Annotated in this window: 23 protein-coding genes; 2 read left to right on the top strand and 21 right to left on the bottom strand. The window is 64.3% G+C overall.

The window, feature by feature from the left end:
- Positions 1-32: 32 nt before the first annotated feature.
- The 18 genes from ASD80_RS19260 to tkt form a co-directional block, all read right to left on the bottom strand.
- A complete protein-coding gene (locus ASD80_RS19260) occupies positions 33-386 on the bottom strand; it encodes a GIY-YIG nuclease family protein (protein ID WP_320410362.1) in 354 nt (117 codons plus the stop codon).
- On the bottom strand, positions 383-1,408 hold the full coding sequence (locus ASD80_RS17220; RefSeq protein ID WP_056235682.1) for a peptidoglycan -binding protein: 1,026 nt from the start codon (positions 1,406-1,408) through the stop codon (positions 383-385). The genes ASD80_RS19260 and ASD80_RS17220 overlap by 4 nt, the downstream gene beginning before the upstream one ends.
- Before the next feature lie 3 nt (positions 1,409-1,411).
- The gene (locus ASD80_RS17215) at positions 1,412-2,398 is read right to left on the bottom strand and encodes a hypothetical protein (protein ID WP_056235679.1); all 987 of its coding nucleotides are present in this window, start codon (positions 2,396-2,398) and stop codon (positions 1,412-1,414) included.
- A gap of 163 nt (positions 2,399-2,561) precedes the next feature.
- The gene (locus ASD80_RS18875; RefSeq protein ID WP_156460526.1) at positions 2,562-3,014 is read right to left on the bottom strand and encodes a plasmid maintenance toxin (PemK-like); all 453 of its coding nucleotides are present in this window, start codon (positions 3,012-3,014) and stop codon (positions 2,562-2,564) included.
- A gap of 3 nt (positions 3,015-3,017) precedes the next feature.
- Complete coding sequence (locus ASD80_RS17205) at positions 3,018-3,314, bottom strand: type II toxin-antitoxin system prevent-host-death family antitoxin (protein WP_056235673.1); 297 nt, start codon at positions 3,312-3,314, stop codon at positions 3,018-3,020.
- A gap of 99 nt (positions 3,315-3,413) precedes the next feature.
- The gene (locus ASD80_RS17200; RefSeq protein WP_056235671.1) at positions 3,414-4,208 is read right to left on the bottom strand and encodes an inositol monophosphatase family protein; all 795 of its coding nucleotides are present in this window, start codon (positions 4,206-4,208) and stop codon (positions 3,414-3,416) included.
- Between the two features lie 3 nt (positions 4,209-4,211).
- On the bottom strand, positions 4,212-4,778 hold the full coding sequence (efp, locus tag ASD80_RS17195) for an elongation factor P (protein ID WP_056235668.1): 567 nt from the start codon (positions 4,776-4,778) through the stop codon (positions 4,212-4,214).
- A 117-nt stretch (positions 4,779-4,895) separates the two neighbouring features.
- A complete protein-coding gene (locus tag ASD80_RS17190; RefSeq protein ID WP_056235665.1) occupies positions 4,896-5,987 on the bottom strand; it encodes a tetratricopeptide repeat protein in 1,092 nt (363 codons plus the stop codon).
- Positions 5,984-6,586 carry a thiamine phosphate synthase gene (locus ASD80_RS17185; RefSeq protein ID WP_056235661.1) on the bottom strand — a complete coding sequence of 201 codons (603 nt, stop codon included), beginning with the start codon at positions 6,584-6,586 and terminating at the stop codon, positions 5,984-5,986. The genes ASD80_RS17190 and ASD80_RS17185 overlap by 4 nt, the downstream gene beginning before the upstream one ends.
- Before the next feature lie 161 nt (positions 6,587-6,747).
- On the bottom strand, positions 6,748-7,776 hold the full coding sequence (locus ASD80_RS17180; RefSeq protein WP_056235655.1) for a class I fructose-bisphosphate aldolase: 1,029 nt from the start codon (positions 7,774-7,776) through the stop codon (positions 6,748-6,750).
- Between the two features lie 94 nt (positions 7,777-7,870).
- Positions 7,871-8,149, bottom strand: coding sequence for a type II toxin-antitoxin system RelE/ParE family toxin (locus ASD80_RS17175; protein WP_056235650.1), 279 nt, complete (start codon positions 8,147-8,149; stop codon positions 7,871-7,873).
- Complete coding sequence (locus tag ASD80_RS17170) at positions 8,146-8,451, bottom strand: type II toxin-antitoxin system RelB/DinJ family antitoxin (protein WP_056235647.1); 306 nt, start codon at positions 8,449-8,451, stop codon at positions 8,146-8,148. Before ASD80_RS17170 ends, ASD80_RS17175 begins: the two co-directional genes overlap by 4 nt.
- A gap of 61 nt (positions 8,452-8,512) precedes the next feature.
- On the bottom strand, positions 8,513-9,715 hold the full coding sequence (locus tag ASD80_RS17165; RefSeq protein WP_056235644.1) for a phosphoglycerate kinase: 1,203 nt from the start codon (positions 9,713-9,715) through the stop codon (positions 8,513-8,515).
- Between the two features lie 91 nt (positions 9,716-9,806).
- The gene (locus ASD80_RS17160) at positions 9,807-10,343 is read right to left on the bottom strand and encodes a putative glycolipid-binding domain-containing protein (protein WP_056235639.1); all 537 of its coding nucleotides are present in this window, start codon (positions 10,341-10,343) and stop codon (positions 9,807-9,809) included.
- Positions 10,340-10,900 (bottom strand): hypothetical protein, encoded by a 561-nt coding sequence (locus ASD80_RS17155; protein ID WP_156460525.1) that lies wholly within the window; start codon positions 10,898-10,900, stop codon positions 10,340-10,342. The genes ASD80_RS17160 and ASD80_RS17155 overlap by 4 nt, the downstream gene beginning before the upstream one ends.
- Before the next feature lie 87 nt (positions 10,901-10,987).
- Entirely contained in the window at positions 10,988-11,590 is a 603-nt protein-coding gene (locus tag ASD80_RS17150; RefSeq protein WP_056235633.1) for a GyrI-like domain-containing protein, read from the bottom strand.
- A 174-nt stretch (positions 11,591-11,764) separates the two neighbouring features.
- The gene (gene gap, locus ASD80_RS17145; RefSeq protein ID WP_056235631.1) at positions 11,765-12,772 is read right to left on the bottom strand and encodes a type I glyceraldehyde-3-phosphate dehydrogenase; all 1,008 of its coding nucleotides are present in this window, start codon (positions 12,770-12,772) and stop codon (positions 11,765-11,767) included.
- Positions 12,773-12,820: 48 nt separating this feature from the next.
- Positions 12,821-14,794, bottom strand: a complete 1,974-nt coding sequence (gene tkt / locus ASD80_RS17140; protein ID WP_056235628.1) for a transketolase — start codon at positions 14,792-14,794, stop codon at positions 12,821-12,823.
- 206 nt (positions 14,795-15,000) lie between these two features.
- Here tkt and ASD80_RS17135 point away from each other — a divergent pair, with 206 nt between their 5' ends.
- Both ASD80_RS17135 and ASD80_RS19230 read left to right on the top strand, forming a co-directional pair.
- A complete protein-coding gene (locus ASD80_RS17135) occupies positions 15,001-15,288 on the top strand; it encodes a DUF4164 family protein (RefSeq protein ID WP_056235625.1) in 288 nt (95 codons plus the stop codon).
- Between the two features lie 4 nt (positions 15,289-15,292).
- Positions 15,293-15,667: a cell division protein ZapA gene (locus tag ASD80_RS19230; protein ID WP_056235623.1), complete on the top strand. Its 375-nt coding sequence runs from the start codon at positions 15,293-15,295 to the stop codon at positions 15,665-15,667.
- A 97-nt stretch (positions 15,668-15,764) separates the two neighbouring features.
- Here the strand turns inward: ASD80_RS19230 and ASD80_RS17125 are convergent, their stop codons facing one another.
- Genes ASD80_RS17125 through ASD80_RS17115 form a run of 3 tightly spaced genes read right to left on the bottom strand, consistent with a single transcriptional unit; the run spans position 15,765 to position 18,498 of the window.
- Positions 15,765-16,535, bottom strand: coding sequence for an ABC transporter ATP-binding protein (locus ASD80_RS17125; protein WP_056235620.1), 771 nt, complete (start codon positions 16,533-16,535; stop codon positions 15,765-15,767).
- On the bottom strand, positions 16,532-17,554 hold the full coding sequence (locus ASD80_RS17120; protein ID WP_056235617.1) for a FecCD family ABC transporter permease: 1,023 nt from the start codon (positions 17,552-17,554) through the stop codon (positions 16,532-16,534). The genes ASD80_RS17125 and ASD80_RS17120 overlap by 4 nt, the downstream gene beginning before the upstream one ends.
- Complete coding sequence (locus ASD80_RS17115; RefSeq protein WP_200950349.1) at positions 17,551-18,498, bottom strand: FecCD family ABC transporter permease; 948 nt, start codon at positions 18,496-18,498, stop codon at positions 17,551-17,553. Before ASD80_RS17115 ends, ASD80_RS17120 begins: the two co-directional genes overlap by 4 nt.
- Positions 18,499-18,530: the final 32 nt, after the last annotated feature.

The raw sequence follows: 18,530 nt of genomic DNA, 5'->3' as shown, positions 1-18,530 counted from the left end.
CAATGCTTGGCCAGTTCGTCGTAGCGATCTAGTCAGTGGGGATTGGTCTCTTCTATCAATCGCACCTTCCAGGCGCGATTCCACTTCTTGAGCTGCTTCTCGCGGATGATGGCGGTTTCAGCTGACTCGTGCTGCTCGAACCAGACCAGATCGTGCACTCCATAGCGACGGCTGAAGCCATCGTGCCGTTCTTGCCGTTGGCCAGGATGTAAACGAAGAACTGCTTGTTCATACCTTACCTCCAGAAGAATGGATTCCCGCCTGCGCGGGAATGACGTCGTGATATTGGCGGGCGCTGGCCCGGGTTTTCGCAAGGCTCGACCCGTGATCGGCTCAAATCGCTCCACTGGAGCGATTTGCCGGCGCATTGCGCCGTCGCCGATCACCCCTCCGTCAGCTTGAACTCGATCCTGCGGTTCCGCCGATAGGCTTCCTCGGTATTGCCCGGATCGAGGGGGGTGAATTCGCCGAAGCCAGCGGCGACCAGGCGGTTGGGCGAGACGCCCTTGCTCACCAGATATTGCGCGACCGAAATGGCGCGGGCGGCTGAGAGTTCCCAGTTCGACGGGAAGCGGGCATTGGAAATCGGCCTGATATCGGTGTGGCCGTCGATGCGCAAAACCCAGTTGATGTCGGGCGGAATCTCGGTTTCGAGCTGCAGGATGGCTTCCGCCAGCGCGTCGAGATCGGGGGTGCCTTCGGGAGAGATATCGGCCTGGCCGGCTGCGAACAGCACTTCGGACTGGAAGACGAAGCGGTCGCCCACCACGCGCACGTCGGCGCGGCCTTCGAGGATTTCGCGCAGGCGGCCGAAGAAGTCGGAGCGATAGCGCGAGAGGTCCTGCACGCGCTGGGCCAGCGCGAGGTTGAGGCGGCGGCCGAGATCGGCGATCTGCGTGCGGGACTCGGTGTCGCGGGTTTCCGAGGCTTCGAGAGCGGCTTCCAATGCGCCGATCTGGGTGCGCAGGGCGGCGAGCTGCTGGTTGAGCAAAGCCACCTGGGCATTGGCCTCGTCGGACAGTTCCTGGGCCGCCATCAGGTCGTCTTCGAGGCCGGCAATGGTGCTGTCCTTGTCGCCCAGCCCGGCGCCGATACCGGCGAGCTGGCTGGTGAGGCTGGCATTGTCGGCCTGGGCGCTGCCCAGGGTGGCGGTGAGCGTGGCGATCTGGGTGGTCAGGTCGTCGGAATTGGCGCGTTCGAGCTGCAACAGGTCGGTGAGTTCGGCAATCTGGCTGTTGAGGCGGGCCAGCGCGGTGTCGCGGCCCTGGATTTCACGGCCCAGGAAAAACTGGGTGAGCATGAACAGGGATAGCATGAAGATGATGACGAGCAGCAGGCTCGACAGGGCGTCGACGAAGCCGGGCCAGTAATTGGCCTCCTGCCGCCGGCGGGCGCGGGCGAAGGCCATGGCCTAGTTCCGCCGCTCGTTGTCGCCTTGCGACAGCACCGCCTCGATCAATTCGCGCAGCTTCTGGTTGGTTTCGCCCTGCTCGGTGATGTGCTTGCGCAGATCGTCCTGCTCGGTACGGATATGCTTGACCAGCCCGTCAATACCGCGCGCCAGCTCGGCCATGGCGCGGATGGCGTTCTGGCTGGAATCCCGGCTCTGCATGCTGTCGCCGAGCTTGTCGAACATGGCCTGCATTTCCGGGCCGCCGGCATTGGCCTGCATGGCGCTGACCGGATGGTCGAGCTCGGTCATCGAGGTCATCCAGTCCTCGAGATCGGTATAGAAAGCGTTCTGCGCCTGGCTGGTCTGGAGATCGAGAAAGCCCAGCACCAGCGAGCCGGCAAGGCCGAACAGGCTGGACGAAAAGGCGGTGCCCATGCCGCCCAAAGGCGCGGCGAGACCTTCCTTGAGGTTGCCGAACAGGGCGGCGCTGTCGGCCGAGGTCACGTCCAGCGCGTTGATGACGCCGGCCACCGAGCCGACGGTTTCCAGCAGGCCGTAAAAGGTGCCCATGAGGCCGAGGAAGACCAAGAGGCCCGTGAGGTAGCGCGAAGTATCCTTGGCTTCGTCGAGCCGGTTGCCGACGGAATCGAGAATGGAGCGCATGGAGGAGGGGGTGATGACCGCCTCGCCGATCCGCTCGCGCAGAATGCCGGCCACGGGCGCCAGCAGGATGGGCGGGCGAACATTGGTGGTGGTGCCGTCCTGCAGGGAATTGACCCACTTCACCTCGGGGAACAGGCGGATCACCTGGCGGAAGCTGAGGAAGATGCCGATGAACAGCGAGAAGAAGATCAGCGAATTGATGAAGGGGTTGGCCCAGAAGAAGGTGACGATATTGGTGAACAGGATGGCCGCGACCAGCGCCACCAGCACCAGGAAAATCACGATCTTGACGAGGTAAACGGTCGGGCTGGCCAGGTGGTAGGGATCATAGCCTTGCGTCATCTGCCTTAACCTTGCCCCTCACGCGCAAATCACAAGGCGCCAGACTAGTCAGCGCGGGCGGGTGGGGCAATGAGAAAGGTTAATGGATGATGGAGGCGTGATCGGGGGGGGCGACCAATGTGTCGACCTCATGCCGCGGGCGCGCGATCTGTCCGGCCTTCGTTCAGGCCGTTCGCTTGGTGAGTTCGAGTTGTTCGAGACGCTGGCTTTCCAGGACGTGTGCCTTGACCATTTCAAACCAGTCGGATGGCAGTTGACCAATCACGCAATCATCCACGGCTGCCGGATGGGTCGACAGATAATGGCCGGGACGAAGGTCGGGACCAGGCCAGGCAAACACGTTTAGCTCGCTGGTGTAAATCCAGGAGGGCTCCTGGTCGAGCCCGAGATGCTTCTTGAGCTTTGCGGGCATCTCGATGGCGCGCCGTCCTTTTTGAGGAGGGCTGTGCGAAATGCCAAGCACGTATGCGAGAGGGTGAGGCCCTTCCTCGTCCACTGCCATGACGACGGCACATGGATAGGTTTTCCCACCGTCCTCTCTGTTGGAGCTTTGCGATGCCCATAGATATTCATAGGCGATGACGTGGCCGACAGGAGGGACGCTGGGTATTTTCAAGTGCTAAGCTCTCATTTGATGACGCTCATCTGAAGGAACGTCCTCATCGGGCAGATCGTCCAGATTGAATGGACGATCGGTCGTGACTCTCGCAGACTTAAGCAAGGAAACTTCTCGGTCTGTGAGTTGTCCGGCCGTAATGACCTTACGATAATTCGAGATGAGTTCTTCGTATTGCAGAGCGGATATGAGGTAGGCCGCCGGGCGGTCGTATTTAGTGACCTCAACGGGCCCCTCGTGCGTTTTGTCCAGCCACTTGCCGAAGGTTTTTTGAATCTCCGTAGATTTTACGCTTACCATGATGTTTTTCCAAAGTCAAGGAAATTCCGTAACATCCGTATTATGCGTATAATTCTGGGTTCTTGTCAAGAACGATAGCCCGTTCGAGTCCCGAGAGTGCTACTGAATGCCCTTGAGCTGCTTCAGGAGGGCGGCCTGCAGGCTTTCGTTCCCCGCCACAACCTGGCCGTTCCACACCGAGCCGGGACTGCCGGCATAGTCGGAGACAAAGCCGCCGGCTTCCTTGACCATCAGCAGGCCCGGCGCCACGTCCCAGGGGGCGAGGCCGGCTTCCCAGATGGCGTCGTAGCGGCCCGAGGCGAGCCAGGCCATATCCATGGAGATGGAGCCCGAACGGCGGATGCCGGCAACGGCCGGGTTGATATGGGCGAGCTGGCGCAGTTGCAGCGCGTCATTGGCGGTGCCCTGCGTCTTGATGCCGGTGCAGACCACGGCGTCGGCCAGCGACTTGCGGCTGGCCACGCGCAGGCGCTTGCGATCGTTGAGCCAGGCGCCGCCGCCCTTTTCGGCGGTGTAGAGTTCGTCGAGCACCGGATTGTAGATCACCGAGGCGACGATCTCGTTGGCGCGTTCCAGCGCAATGGCGCAGGCGAAGAGCGGGATGGAATGCAGGAAATTGGTGGTGCCGTCGAGCGGATCGACCAGCCAGCGATGCTGGCCGTCGGTGCCGGCCACTTCGCCGCCCTCTTCCATCAGGAAGGCATAGGTGGGGCGGGCCTTGAGCAATTCGTCATAGACGATCTGCTCGGCGCGCAGGTCGGCCTTGGAGACGAAATCGGCAGGACCCTTGCGGGAAACCTGCAGGTTTTCGACTTCGGAAAAGTCCTTGGTCAGAGACTTGCCGGCCTTGATGGCGGCGTTGACCATGACGTTGAGGATTGCTGAGCGTGCCATGGTTCAGTCCGCCCGGCGCATATAGGTGGCTTCCGCCGTATCGACCACGATGCGTTCGCCGACGGCAATGAAGGGCGGCACCATGACCTTGAGGCCGTTGGAGAGGATCGCCGGCTTGAACTGGCTCGATACGCTCTGGCCCTTCTGCACCGGATCGACCTCGGTCACTTCGAGCACCACGTTGGCCGGGAATTTGACGCCCAAGGGCGTTTCCTCGTGCATTTCGAGGGTGATCTTCATGCCGTCCTGCAGGAATGCCGCGCGCTCACCTACGAAATCCTTGGCCAGTTCGACCTGCTCGTAGCTATTCTGGTCCATGAAGACCAGGTTGTCGCCCTGTTCGTAGAGATAGGTGAAATCGCGGAATTCGAGTTCGACGGTTTCCACCGTCTCAGCCGAGCGGAAGCGCTCGTTGAGCTTGGTGCCGCCGAGGATGGCCTTGAGTTCGACCTGGGCATAGGCGCCGCCCTTGCCGGGCTTGACGTGGTCGACCTTGACCGCGACCCACAGGCGGTCCTGGTGGTTGACGACATTGCCGGGACGGATTTCGTTGCCGTTGATCTTGGCCATTGCGCTGCTTTCGGGCGTGGATTGTCTGCTTGGACCACGCGCGCCGGATGCGGCTGGCCTGACGTTGATGGGGCTTTATGGGCGTGGCGGGCTTATTGCCTCAGAACGTCCTTGGGTTCAAGGGTCTTGCGGCTCTGCCGGTGCCCCGGTCGACGGGGCCGCAGTGGGCGCTTCGTCCGCATCGGTGGGGGCGGGCAGGGCTTCGCCCTCCGGCGTCACGCTGACTGTGGGGATTTCCAGCACGGTTTCGATCCGCGGCGGGGTCGAAGGCCAGAAGCGGGCCCGCTCCTCGGCGCTGGCCAGTTCGTCCTCGGGAATGGAGACGAGCAGACGGTCCAGCGAGGGGTCGCTGAGGCCCTGCCGGCGCGCCAGCGCCCGCCACATGGCGGCGTCCTCGAGGTTGAGCGTCACGCCTTCCCCCACGGCGAGGAGCTTCGCATAGCGGTTCTGCGCCACGGCATTGCCGGCTTCGGCGGCGCGGCCATACCAGGTGGCGGCCAATGCGACATCCTTGTCCACGCCCTGGCCGAGATAGAGCAGGGTGGCGTAGTCGATCTGGGCGGGAACCAGGTTCTGCCCGGCAGCCAACCCGATATAGCGGGCGCCTTCAGCGGGATCGGGAGCCACGCCGGCTCCTTCGATCAGCATCGAGCCATAATCGTATTGCGCCTCGGGCAGCTCGGCATCGGCCGCTTCCTTCATCAGGGTGGCCGCGGTGATGAGGCTGGGCGAGGCATAGACGCCTTCGACATGCAGCAGCGCCATATTGTATTTGGCCGGCACATAGCCGGCTTCGGCGGCCTTGCCGAACAGGTCGGCGGCGCGGGCGCGGTTCTTGGGCACGCCGATGCCGTCCTCATAGGCCAGCGCCAGTGCAAAGGTGGCGAGCCGGTCGCCGCCATCGGCGGCAAGCTGATACCAGCCGGCGGCGCGCTGGTCGTTCTGGGCCACGCCCAGCCCCTTGGCATAGAGTTCGGCGATCAGGGTCTGGGCGGCGGCGTCGCCCTGCTCGGCGCGGGGCAAAGCCAGTTCGAGCGCGGTGAGGAAATAGCCGCGCTGGAAGGCGCCGAAAGCGAAATCGGTCGGCACGCGCGGCCCGAAAATCTGGTCGGAAATGGCATCGGCTGGGCCAGCCGGCGCCGCATCCTGCGCGAAGACGCCGAGCGGCGCCAGCGCCAGCAAGGCGACGAACAGCGCGCGGGCGATCATGCCGATGCCTCAAGCGCAGCGGCAATGGCCTGCATCGCCTGGCCCGGCGAGGCCGCCGACCACAGGCTTTGCGACAGTGCCAGGAATTCGGCGCCGCGCGCATCGGCGCTGTCCGGCGTGGCATCAGGCAGGCTCAGCACGGCCGGCACTTCAAACGTCTGGGCCCACCATTCGGCGAGGTCGATGGCCCCGGAATCCGGTTGGCCATCGATGGGACCGAACAAGACATAATCGATATCCATCTCGCCGGCCGTCATGGCGTCGTGGCGGGAAGGGACATTGCCGGCGCCCACGATCATGGCCGGCTTGAGCGCGGCGATGGCTGCCTTGAGCGCGGCCGGTCCGCCGGTGACATGCACGCCGTCGGCGCCGAGGCGCCGGGCCAGCGCGATATCATCCTCAAGCAGCACGGCACAGCCGGCGCCCTGGCCGATATTGACCACTGTCGCGGCCAGTTCTGCATAGGCGGTTTCGGCCATCGTGCCGCGTGCGACCAGCAGCGCCGAGAACTCGGCGGCATTGAGCACGGCCATGAGCGCTGCAGGAAAGCGCGCCGGATCGGCATTGGCGGGGGTGATCAGATAGAGCTGGGGGGCCATGGCTTCCGGTTACTCGACGCAAGACCTTCTCTTGTCGGCTCATTTTGGCGACAAAGAGGACGTCTTTCCAATAGGCGAAGGCCCCGCCCGGCGCAAAGAAAATGCGCGTCCCCTGGGAGGAGGACGCGCATCAGGCGTGACGTTGGGACGTCAGGTAACGACTAGGCAGCCCGGTCGAGTTCGCCGCTCCAGGTGCCAAGGGCAGCCAGCGAATTCATATGGGCGCGATGGGTGAAGGCGGCCTGGGCCTGCGGGAAGTTCTCGCGGCGGCCGGCCCAGGTGCGCAGGGCGACATTCTGCAGGGCGCGGCCATAGGAGAAGGTCATGGGCCACGGCTTGCCGGAAATCTGGTTCATGGCCGAAAGGTGGGCGGTGGCCTCCTCGTCGGTCTGGCCGCCCGAGAGGAAGGCAATGCCCGGCACGGCGGCCGGCACATGCTCGCGCAGCACGGCGACGGTGCGGCGGGCAACTTCCTCGACCGTCGGACGGTCGCGCGAATTGATGCCGGGCAGCACCATATTGGGCTTGAGCAGCATGCCGCCGAGATCGACGCCGGCCAGGCGCAGTTCCTTGAAGGTGTTTTCCAGCACGTCGCCGGTCACGGCGGCGCAGCGCTCCATCGAGTGATTGCCGGGATCGCCGTCGCCGACCACTTCGGGTTCCACCACCGGCACGATGCCGGCTTCCTGGCAGAGAATGGCGTAGCGCGCCAGCGCATGGGCATTGGCGCGGATATTGTTGCGGGTGGGCGCCACGTCGTTGATGGTGATGACGGCGCGCCACTTGGCAAAGCCGGCGCCGAGCGCCGCATAGCGTTCCAGCCGCTGGCGCAGGCCATCAAGGCCTTCGGTGATCTTTTCGCCGCTGTCGCCGGGCATGGGAAAAGCCCCGCGATCGACCTTGATGCCGGGGATGACATCGGCATCCGCGAGGATGGCGCGGAAGGCCGTGCCGTCGGCAGCGTGCTGCTCCAGCGTTTCCTCGGTGAGGATGACGCCCGAGACATAGCTGGTCATGGCATCGGTCGAGCGGAACAGCATTTCGCGATAGTCGCGGCGCAAATCGAGCGAATTGGGCAGGTTGATCTTGGCAAAGCGCTTGGCAATCGTGCCTTCGGACTCATCGGCCGCCAGGATGCCCTTGCCTGGCTCCATGAGCTTCTGGGCGATGGCGTTGAGCGATTTCGTCATGGACTGGCCTCGGCAATTGGGATTGCCCGGACATTAGACTTTCGTTTCCGCCGCCGCGATTAGACCTGTGGTTATGCGACGAAAGGGGGATGGATCAAGGTGGCCAGGCCTGGGCTGCGTGAAGAACGCGGAGGATGACAACAGCATCGGGCGCAGTAATGTAGATCGCGATATAAGGTGTGCCTGTCACCACCAACTCACGCGTATCGACCACGCGGCCAATCCGTCCCGAATAGGGAAATTCGGTCAGTCGCAATGCGCCGGCAACGAGCCGATTATCCAGCATAGCGGCTGTGCGCGGGCTATCCAGTTCCACAAAGCTGAAAAGATCCCAACGGTCGGCGTCCGCGGCCTCCGACCATTCCAGCCTCATTTCGATATGCCTGCCTCCTTGCGTGCCAAGTCTCGGCGAAGCGCGAAGCGACGTTGAGCTTCCTCGTGGGAGATATTGGGGCGCGGGTCATCCAGCGCCTCCTGAACCTTGGCCCTGAACCAGCGATCATACTCGTCTGGGTCGGTCGTGAAGTTAAAGGGTAGCGCCCCCTCATTCGCGACGCGAGTCAGCAGAATTCGGACGGCATCGGAAACCGTGAGGCCCATGGCGTTCAGAACTTCGGTAGCACGATCCTTGACGTCTGCGTCGATACGGGTCTGGATCAGGGCGTTGGCCGCCATGCGAACCTCCTGTCATGCAATTGAATGACAATATGGTCCTCCGGCGAGCAAGGATCAATGCCTACTTCTTCAGCGCTTCCACGCCCGGCAGGGGCTTGCCTTCCATCCATTCGAGGAAGGCGCCGCCGGCGGTGGAGACGTAGGTGAAGGCGTCCTTGACGCCGGCATGGGCCAAAGCCGCGACGGTGTCGCCGCCGCCGGCCACCGAGACCAGCTTGCCGTCATGGGTGCGTTTGGCGACGTGCCTGGCAAGGGCCACGGTGCCGGCATCGAAGGGGTTCATCTCGAAGGCACCCATCGGGCCGTTCCAGACCACGGTATGGGCATCGTCGATGGCGCCGGTGATACGCTCGATGGAGGAGGGGCCGATATCGAGGATCATGCCGTCATTGTCGATGGCGTCGACGCCATAGAGCCGGGTGGGCGTGTCGGCCTTGAAATGCCAGGCGACCACGGCATCGATGGGCAGGATGATGGCGCAGCCGCTGTCGACGGCCTTGTCCATGATGCGCAGGGCGGTTTCGGCCAGGTCCTTCTCGGCCAGCGACTTGCCGACGCTGTAGCCCTGTGCGTGGAGGAACGTATTGGCCATGCCGCCGCCGATGACGAGGCCGTCGACCTTGGTCACGAGGTTTTCCAAGAGGTCGATCTTGGAGGACACCTTGGCGCCGCCGACAATGGCGATGACCGGCTTCTTCGGCTTGCCGAGCCCGGACTCGAGGGCTTCCAGTTCCGCCTGCATGGCCAGACCCGCCGCAGCGGGCAGCAGATGGGCCAGGGCTTCAGTCGAGGCATGGGCGCGATGGGCTGCCGAGAAGGCGTCGTTGACATAGACGTCGCCGAGGCTGGCCATGCGCTGGGCGAGCTCGGGATTGTTGGCTTCCTCGCCGGGATGGAAGCGGGTATTTTCGAGGACCAGCACCGAGCCGGGCGGCGCTGACTCGATGGCGGCCTGCGCGCTGGACACATCGGTCCAGTCGGTGGCGACGAAGCCGACGGGATGGCCGGTTTCGTTGGCCACGGCCTCGCAAACCTGTTCCAGCGAGAATTGCGGGTCGACCTTGCCCTTGGGGCGGCCGAAATGGCTGAGCAGGATGGCCTTGCCGTCATGCTTGACGATTTCGCGGATGGTGGGGACCAGCCGCTCGATGCGGGTGGCGTCGGTGACCTTGCCATCGGCGACCGGCACATTGAGGTCGGCCCGCAGCAGCACGCGCTTGTTCTTGAGGTCGAGCTCGTCGAGGGTCTTGAAGGTCGCGCTCATGGCCGCAGTCTCCTGGGTCTAGGTGGTCGCCGTGGCGTAGCAGAGCGGCGCGGAAGGGGGAAGCGCAGCCAGCAAAAATCTGCAAGGCGGCTCAGCCCCGGCGGGTGAAGAATCCGGGATAGTCGACCACCAGAAGGTCGGCATCGACTTCGAGCAGGCGATCGAAGCCGTCGGCATTCTGAAAGCGGAAATGGGTGTCGTCGAGGCGGGTATAGATCTGTTCGTCGCGGCGTACGGTCATCTCGTCGCCATCGATCCAGGCCATGGCAAAGCGTTGCGGCTGGCCGATGACCCATTGGCAACGCCAGAGGGGCAGGGAATTGGTCAGCGGCGTCGGCCAGATGTCGATGTCGAGGCAGTGGCGCAGGGCCGGCAGCGGCTCGGCCCGATCGTCGGACCAGTCTCCGGCACCATCGGAAAACAACTCCAGCACCTTGCCGTCGGTGCGTTCTAGCCGCACCGTCCGCACATGTTCGGTGTCATCGAGCTTGATGCGATAAAACAGGCCATAGTCGGGCGTGATGATGGTACCGCGGATGCGGGTGTCGCGCGGCGTCGAGATGACGTGGCAGTGTTCAAGAGTGGCCGGATCGAGCCCGCGCCAGCGGATGGTCCGATCGAGGCTCATTGCGGCAGGGTGATCCCGTCGCGCACCCGGCGATAGACCGGAAGGGCGTCGGCCAGCGTCTCGTCTGTCGCGGCGCATGCGAGGCTAGCGCGTCCCGCCGGCGTCGCCAGGGCAAAAAACACCAGATAGTCTTCATTGGTGACCGATTGGGTGAGGCGGGTGACCACCTCCATGCCCGCCAGGCCCTGGTGTTCGAATGGCGCGGCACTTTCAAGCGCGGCGGTGCCCGCCATGTCGGCAACGATATCGGCGGGCCAGTTGGGTGCATCGGCATCGATCTCAGCCTGCGTCATGCTGGCAAAGTCCGCGTCGGGCCATTGGGTGAAGACACACATCGGCGTCTGGCTGTCCGGAACGAAAGGATGCCTGGTGTCCCGGGGGTTGATGAAGATCATGCTTGCGTCAGGCTGCCCCGCGACCGGCTCGGAGGCGATTGCGTAGGCGTCGCCCACATCGACCCGGATGCCGCTGCGCGGGTCCTGGAAGGGTGCGGCATAGCCGTCCGCCGTCGCCAGCACCGAGAACAGGATAACTGCCGTAAGTCTTGCGGGGGTCATGGCGCGGTTCTCCATGCTGGCCGAATGGCTGCCAGCATAAATCTGGCAGGCGCAGGCAGCTTTGGAAAGGGCCGCAACCCATGATGTTCACGGGCGCACCGGCTGACGCAGGATGGTCCGGAGCTTATCCGGGGCGGTGCGGCGGGCGTCGCTCAGGTAAATCTCGTGGTGATGGCCGTTGAAGGTCAGGCCGCGGGCGGGCATTTCGACATCGTGCAGCTGCGCCAGGACAGGGCCCTCATCATCGTAGCTGCCGACATGCAGCACCTGCAGGCTCCTGCCCTCGGCGTAGCGCTCCAGGCGCAATGTATCGGGCCGCTTGCCCAGCTTCGCGCCGACCTTGGCCACAGCCTCGGCGAACATGGCCTGGGTGAGGATATCGGGCGCCATGATCATCATGGTCCAGCGCCAGTTGTCCTTGCGGCGCGCGGTGAAGTCGGCCGGGTTATCGGCCCACCAAAGCCCTTCGAGCGGCGGCACGACATAGTCATGGCCGAGCGCCTTGGCGGCAAATTTCAGCGCATAGCTGATCGAATAGAGCCATTCGATGGCGCTCTGATAGGCCGGGGCGGAGTTGGGATTGCCCGCGCCATCCACCATGACGAAAGCCATTTCCGGGACAAGGATCGCCTCGATCGTCCTGGTTGCCTTGTAGTGGCCGAGCGTGCGGCGAAAATCGATCTTGTCCATGCCATCCCCTCGCATTCGCTCTCGCCGTCATTGCCCGGCCTGTCCGGGCAATCCATCTTGCCGCGCCATGGACCACCCGGACAAGCCGGGTGGTGACGCGGAACGGACGTGGCGTGCCTCGAGAACAAAAAAGGCGCCCCACGGGCGCCCTTCCAGTTCAAAATTCCAGCCTGTTTAGAGCGTCTTGCCCAGGGCCGCGGTGGTGTCGGCCATGCGGTTGGAGAAGCCCCACTCGTTGTCGTACCAGCCCATGATGTTCACGAAATTGCCGCCGATGACCTTGGTCTGGTCGAGCAGGATCGTGCAGGAATGGGGATCGTGGTTGAGGTCGCTCGAAACCAGGGGATCGTGCGTATAGGTCATCACGCCCTTGAGCTTGCCGTCCGAAGCGGCGATCAGCGCGTCGTTGACTTCCTGGGCCGTAACCTCGCGGCCGGCCAGGAACTTGAGGTCGACCAGCGACACGTTGGGAGTCGGCACGCGCACCGAGATACCGTCCAGCTTGCCCTTGAGTTCGGGCAGCACCAGGCCGATGGCCTTGGCGGCGCCGGTCGAGGTGGGGATCTGGCTCAGGGCTGCGGCGCGGCCGCGATAGAGATCCTTGTGCATGGTGTCGAGCGTGGGCTGGTCACCGGTATAGGAATGAATGGTCGTCATCATTCCCTTTTCGATGCCCACCAGCTCGTTCATGATCAGGGCCATCGGCGCCAGGCAATTGGTGGTGCAGGAGCCGTTGGAGATCACCACGTCGTCCCTGGTGAGGCTCGCATGGTTGATGCCATAGACGATGGTCTTGTCGGCGCCGTCGCCAGGCGCGGAAATCACCACCTTCTTGGCGCCGGCCTTGAGGTGGGCGCTGGCCTTTTCCTTGGAGGTAAAGATGCCGGTGCATTCCAGCGCGATGTCGACCTTGAGCGCGGCGTGCGGCAGCTCGGCAGGATCACGGATCGCCGTTACCTTGATGGGCCCGCGACCGGCGTCGATGGTGTCGCCGTTGACCGTCACCACATGGGGGAAACGGCCATGCACGCTGTCATACCGCAGCAGGTGGGCGTTGGTCTCGACGGGGCCGAGATCGTTGATGGCCACGACCACGATGTCGGTACGGCCCGATTCGATGATGGCGCGCAGGATATTGCGGCCGATACGGCCAAAACCATTGATGGCGACGCGGATTGCCATATTAGACGCTCCTAGGGAGGGAGTTAGAAAGGGAGGGGCAGCGCCCTCTTACAACTGTGCGGTGACGGCTTCAACAATGGCCTTAGGCGTAATGCCAAAGTATTCATAGAGGTCCTCGATCTTGCCCGAGGCGCCGAAGCCGTGCATGCCGACAAAGCGACCCTTGTCACCCAGCAGCTTGTTCCAGCTCATCTCGATGCCGGCTTCCACGGCGACGCGGGCCCTGGCCTTGCCGATGACTTCGGCGCGGTAGGCGTCGGACTGCCTGGCGAACAGTTCCATCGAGGGAACGGAAACGACGCGGGCCGAAATGCCCTTTTCCGCCAGGGCCTTCATGCCGTCGAGCGCGATGGCGACTTCCGAGCCGGTGGCGAAGATCACCGCATCGGCGTCGCGGTCACCGGCCAGGGTATAGGCGCCCTTGGCCGATTTGTTTTCCATCGTGTATTCGGTGCGAATCGCCGGCAGGTTCTGGCGGCTGAGCGCCAGGATCGAGGGAGCGGTGGTGCTTTCCAGGGCAAGCTGCCAGCATTCGGCGGTTTCCACCGCATCGGCCGGGCGGAAGACCAGCAGGTTCGGGATGGCGCGCAAAGCGGCCAGGTGTTCCACCGGCTGGTGGGTCGGGCCGTCTTCGCCGAGGCCGATCGAGTCATGGGTCATCACATAGATGACGCGCTGGCCCATCAGTGCCGACAGGCGGATGGCGGGGCGGGCATAGTCGGTGAAGCACATGAAGGTGCCGCCATAGGGGATAAGGCCCCCGTGCAGGGCGATGCCGTTCATGGCGGCGGCCATGACATGCTCGCGGATGCCGTACATCATGTAGCGGCCATCATAGCTGTCGGCCTGGAAGGGCAGGGTTTCCTTGGTGTTGGTCAGGTTCGAGCCGGTGAGGTCGGCCGAACCGCCCTGCGTCTCGGGCACCACGGCATTGATGACTTCCAGCGCCATCTGCCCCGACTTGCGGGTCGCGACCTTGGGCTTGTCCTCGCTGAGCTTGCGCTTGTAGGCGTCCATGGCCTCGAGGAAGCCATTGGGCAGGTCGCCATTCATGCGGCGCTCGAATTCCGCCTTGCTGGCACTGGCGGCCAGGCGCGACTGCCATTCGCCGCGGATATTCTGGCTGCGGATGCCGGCAGCGCGCCAGGCCGAGAGGATTTCGGCGGGAATCTCGAAGGCGGGGTAGGTGATGCCGAGTGCCTTCTTGGCGCCGGCCAGCTCCTCGGCGCCGAGGGGCGAACCATGCACCTTTTCGGTGCCGGCCTTCTTGGGCGCGCCGAAGCCGATGGTGGTCTTGGCGGCGATCAGGGTCGGCTTGTCGCTCTTCTTGGCGGCCAGCAGGGCCTTTTCGACGGCGGCCTGGTCGTGGCCGTCGATCTCGATGGTGTTCCACTGCACCGCCTTGAAGCGGGCGATCTGGTCGGTCGAGTCGGCGTTGGAGACGGCGCCGTCGATGGTGATGGAGTTGTTGTCCCAGATGATGGTCAGCTTGTTGAGCTTGAGATGGCCCGCCAGCGAGATGGCTTCCTGGGAGATGCCTTCCATCAGGCACCCGTCACCGGCCAGGCACCAGGTGTGGTGATCGACGAGGTCGGAACCGAATTCGGCGGCCAGCTTGGCTTCGGCCACGGCCATGCCCACGGCATTGCCGATGCCCTGGCCGAGCGGGCCCGTGGTGGTCTCGATGCCCTGGGCGAAATGGTATTCGGGGTGGCCGGCGGTCTTGGAGTTGAGCTGGCGGAAGTTCTTGATCTGGTCGATCGTCATATCCTCGTAGCCGAGGAGATAGAGCGCCGAATAGAGCAGCATGGAGCCATGACCGGCCGACAGCACGAAGCGGTCGCGGTCGGCCCATTTGCTGTCGGCGGGGTCGAACTTCATGACCTTGGTGAACAGCACCGTGGCGATATCGGCGCAGCCCATGGGCAGGCCCGGATGGCCGGAATTGGCTTTCTCGACCGCATCCATGGACAGGGAGCGGATCGCATTGGCCAGTTCATTCTGCTGGGCGGTGTTCGTCATCGGGCTCGCGCTTTCATCAGGGCTGGAATTCTGGGGAGAAGAGGCGCCGAAAGCCTCCTCCCAAAGGCGGGTTCGAGGCATAACAGGTTCGCCTATCGTGTCAATGACAGCGCCACCAGCTTCGGTGCCTGAACGGTTGCATTGCGGCGAGGGCTGGGGCACGCTGGGACGGCTGGAATCGCCGTGGGCAGAGGACCGTAGGAACAATGAGTGACACGGAACTTGAAGACGGATTGACCGCGGCCAATGCGCGGTTCGATCGCGCCATGGCGCGGCTCGACCAATCCGTGCGCAACCTGGGCACGCGGCTGCGCCAGCAGAACCGCATCGAGGTGGATACGCAGCGGCTGGTGCATGAGCGGGCGCGCCTCGCCACCGAACTCGACAAGACGGCGGCGCGCGCCAAGCGGCTCGACGATAGCGCGCATGATGTGTCCCGTCGCCTCGTGGAGGCGATGGAGACTGTCCGCGAAGTGCTGGCCAAGGCGGAGTAGTGCAATGCCCGAAGTCAATGTCGAGATCAACGGCCGCAAATACCGCATGGCCTGCGAAGAGGGCCAGCAGCAGCACCTGATCGGGCTGGCCGAGCGGTTCAACACCCATGTCGAGGCGCTCAAGGGCGCCGTGGGCGAAATCGGCGACAATCGCCTGACGGTCATGGCCGGCATCGCCGTGGTGGACGAGCTGGCCGAGGCCGAGCGCCGGATCAAGGCGCTGGAAACCGAAGTGGTGGTGCTGACCCGCGCCGGCCAGGAAGTCGCCAGCGAGATCGAGGCGCTGGAAGGCAGGTTCGCCAGTAAGCTCAGTGACGCCGCCAAGGCGCTGGAAGGCGTGGCGGGGGTGCTGGACGAAGCGGCAATATTGCCCGGCTAGGCCTTTCTGGCTTCCCCTCGCACTGCACCAAGAAAAGGCCCCCTCACCCGACCCAAGAGGGTCGACCTCTCCCCCAAAGGGAGAGGTAAGGAAGGTCTCAGCGCGGCGTCACTACCGGTGTTCCCGATACCGGGTCGGGATAAACCGCGCAGTCCAGCCCATAAACCGTCCGCAACAGGTCGGGCGTTACCACGTCGCCCGGCTTGCCTTCGGCGACGATCCTGCCCTCATGCATCACCACCAGGCGGTCGCCGTAGCGGGCCGCCTGGGCGATATCATGCAGCACGACGATGCTGGTGCGGCCGGCATCGTGCAACTGGCGGATGAGGTCGAGTGTCTCGACCTGGTGGCGGATGTCGAGGAAGGTGGTGGGTTCGTCCAGCATCACATAGGGCGTGTCCTGTGCCAGGGCCATGGCGATGAAGGCGCGCTGGCGCTGGCCGCCGGACAGTTCGGCAACCGGCCGCATGCGCAGGTCGTCGAGGCCGGTGGTGGCGATGGCAGAATCGACCAGTTCGATATCCCTGGGTGAGCGCAACCCAAGCAGCGACTGGTGTGGCGCCCGGCCATAGCCGACAAGCTGTTCCACCGTGATAGCCGTGGGCACGACCGGGCTTTGCGGCAGATAGGCGATGGTGCGGGCGACCCGCTTGGGATCGTTGCGCAGCACGTTGAGGTCATCGATATGGATCGAGCCGGTGCGCGGCTTGAGCAGCCGGCCGATGGTCTTGAGCAGGGTGGACTTGCCACAGCCATTGGGGCCGATCAGGATCGTCACCTCGCCGGTGCGGATTTCCAGATCGATATTGCTGACGATGGCGCGGTCGCGGCCATAGCCGGCCGTGACGCCGGCAAGCGTGATGCTCATGACTCGATCTCCGACGCAGTGGTGAGCATGATGTAGATGAAGAAGGGCGCGCCGATCAGCGCGGCGAGGATGCCCGCCGAAATCTCGATTGGCGGGGCGATGGCACGGCCGATGCTGTCGGCCAGCACCACCAGCAGCATGCCGACCAAGGCCGAGACCGGCAGCATCAGCCGATGCGAGCCACCGACCAGCCGGCGGGCGATATGGGGCGCCATCAGGCCGATAAAGCCCATGACCCCGACCACCGCCACGGCGACGCTGGCCAGCATGGTGGCGACAAAGAGCAGCAGCAGCCGTTGCCGTGGCACGTTGAGCCCGAGGCCGGTGGCAGTGCCTTCGCCCAAGGCGATCAGGTCGAGCCGATAGGAGAGCAGCAGAGCCAAGGCGCTCAGGCCCAATAGAGGAATCCAGCTGATGGCGACATGACCCCAGGTGCGGCCCCAGAGCGAGCCGGTCAGCCAGATCATCGGGGCCGAGCTTTCGCTGTCGCTGGAGGTGATGAGCAGGTAGTCGACGCCGGCCTCGAAGACGAAGCCGACCGCGACGCCGATCAGCGCCAGATGCACCGCCGATAGGCTGCGGTAGTGGGCCACCAGCATGACGAAGCTGGCGGCGAAGAGGCCACCGATGCAGGCGGCCAGCGGCATCCAGGCCACCGGAATGGCGGGGAAGACCAGCACCATGCCGAGCGCGAACAGGGCGGCGCCGGAATTGATGCCGATGATGTTGGGACTGGCCAGCGGATTGCGGATCACCGCCTGGATGATGGCGCCCGACAAAGCCAGCGCCCCACCGGCCAGCAAAGCCAGCACCATGCGCGGCAGGCGCGATTTCATGATGATATAGGTCTGCTGCTCGCCATCGAGATTGAACAGCGTATTGACGATGACGTCGACCGGGATGGCCACGGCGCCGACACTGATGCCCCAGAGCGCGGCGGCGACGACAAGGGCGACCAGCACCACGATCAAGGTAATGGCGCGGCTGGTGGCGGAGCGGGGCAGGGCGATGTCGGTCATGCCATGTTCCGGGCGCGCAGCGTCGCATAGAGGAAATAGGGCGCGCCGATCAGCGCGCAGACGACGCCGAGCGGGGTTTCATAGGGAAAGCGCACCAGCTTGGAAATTACATCGGCGAACAGCACCAGTCCGGCGCCACCCAGTGCCACGACGGGCACCAGCACGCGGTGATTGGGGCCGAACCACAACCGGCAGAGATGGGGCATCACGAGGCCGACGAACATTACCGGCCCGGCAGCGGCCACGCTGGCGCCGGTCAGCACGGCGGCCAGCATGGCGCCGGTGAAGCGGGCGCGGCGCGGATCGACGCCCAGCCCCTGGCTGGCGCCATCGCCGAGGGCGAGGATATTGAAGCTGTGCGCCATCAGCATGCTGACCACCAGGCCACCAAAGGCCCAGAATACCAGCGGCAGCGCCTGGTCGAAGCGGCTCGATGAGATATCGGCCGAGGTCCAGCTCAGGATCAGCCGCGAGAGGTTGTCTTCCAGCGTGAAGGTGAAGCGGACGAAGGCGAAGCTGAAGGCGCCGACGGTGACGCCGGCCAGGATCAGCCGCATGGAATCGAGCCGTCCGCCCAGCCCGCCGGCGATGGAGAAGGTGACGATGCCGGCCACGACCGCGCCGATAATGGCCATGACATCGAGATTGACCACCAGCAGCGACGGCACGACGAGGCCAACAGCCACGCCAAGCGCGGCGCCCTGGTTGATGCCGAGGACGGATTCGGAGGCCAGCGGATTGCGCGTTATCGCCTGCAGGGCCAGGCCGGCCAGGCCCAGATTGATGCCGATGAGCGCGGCGATCAGCGTGCGCGGCAGGCGCAGGTCCACCACCGCCGAGCGGGCGAGGCTCCCGTCATCGACGAGCAGCAGTTGCAGCACATTGGCCAGGCCGACATCGCTGCGCTGCCCAATGGCCAGCGACAGCAGTGCCGCAAGGAGCACCGCTGCCGCCAGGAGCATATATCGTAAGGCGA

Source organism: Devosia sp. Root635 (assembly GCF_001427605.1).
GTDB lineage: Bacteria > Pseudomonadota > Alphaproteobacteria > Rhizobiales > Devosiaceae > Devosia.
The sequence above is the reverse complement of the archived record's forward strand: the minus strand, read 5'-3'. Positions and strand labels throughout refer to the sequence as shown.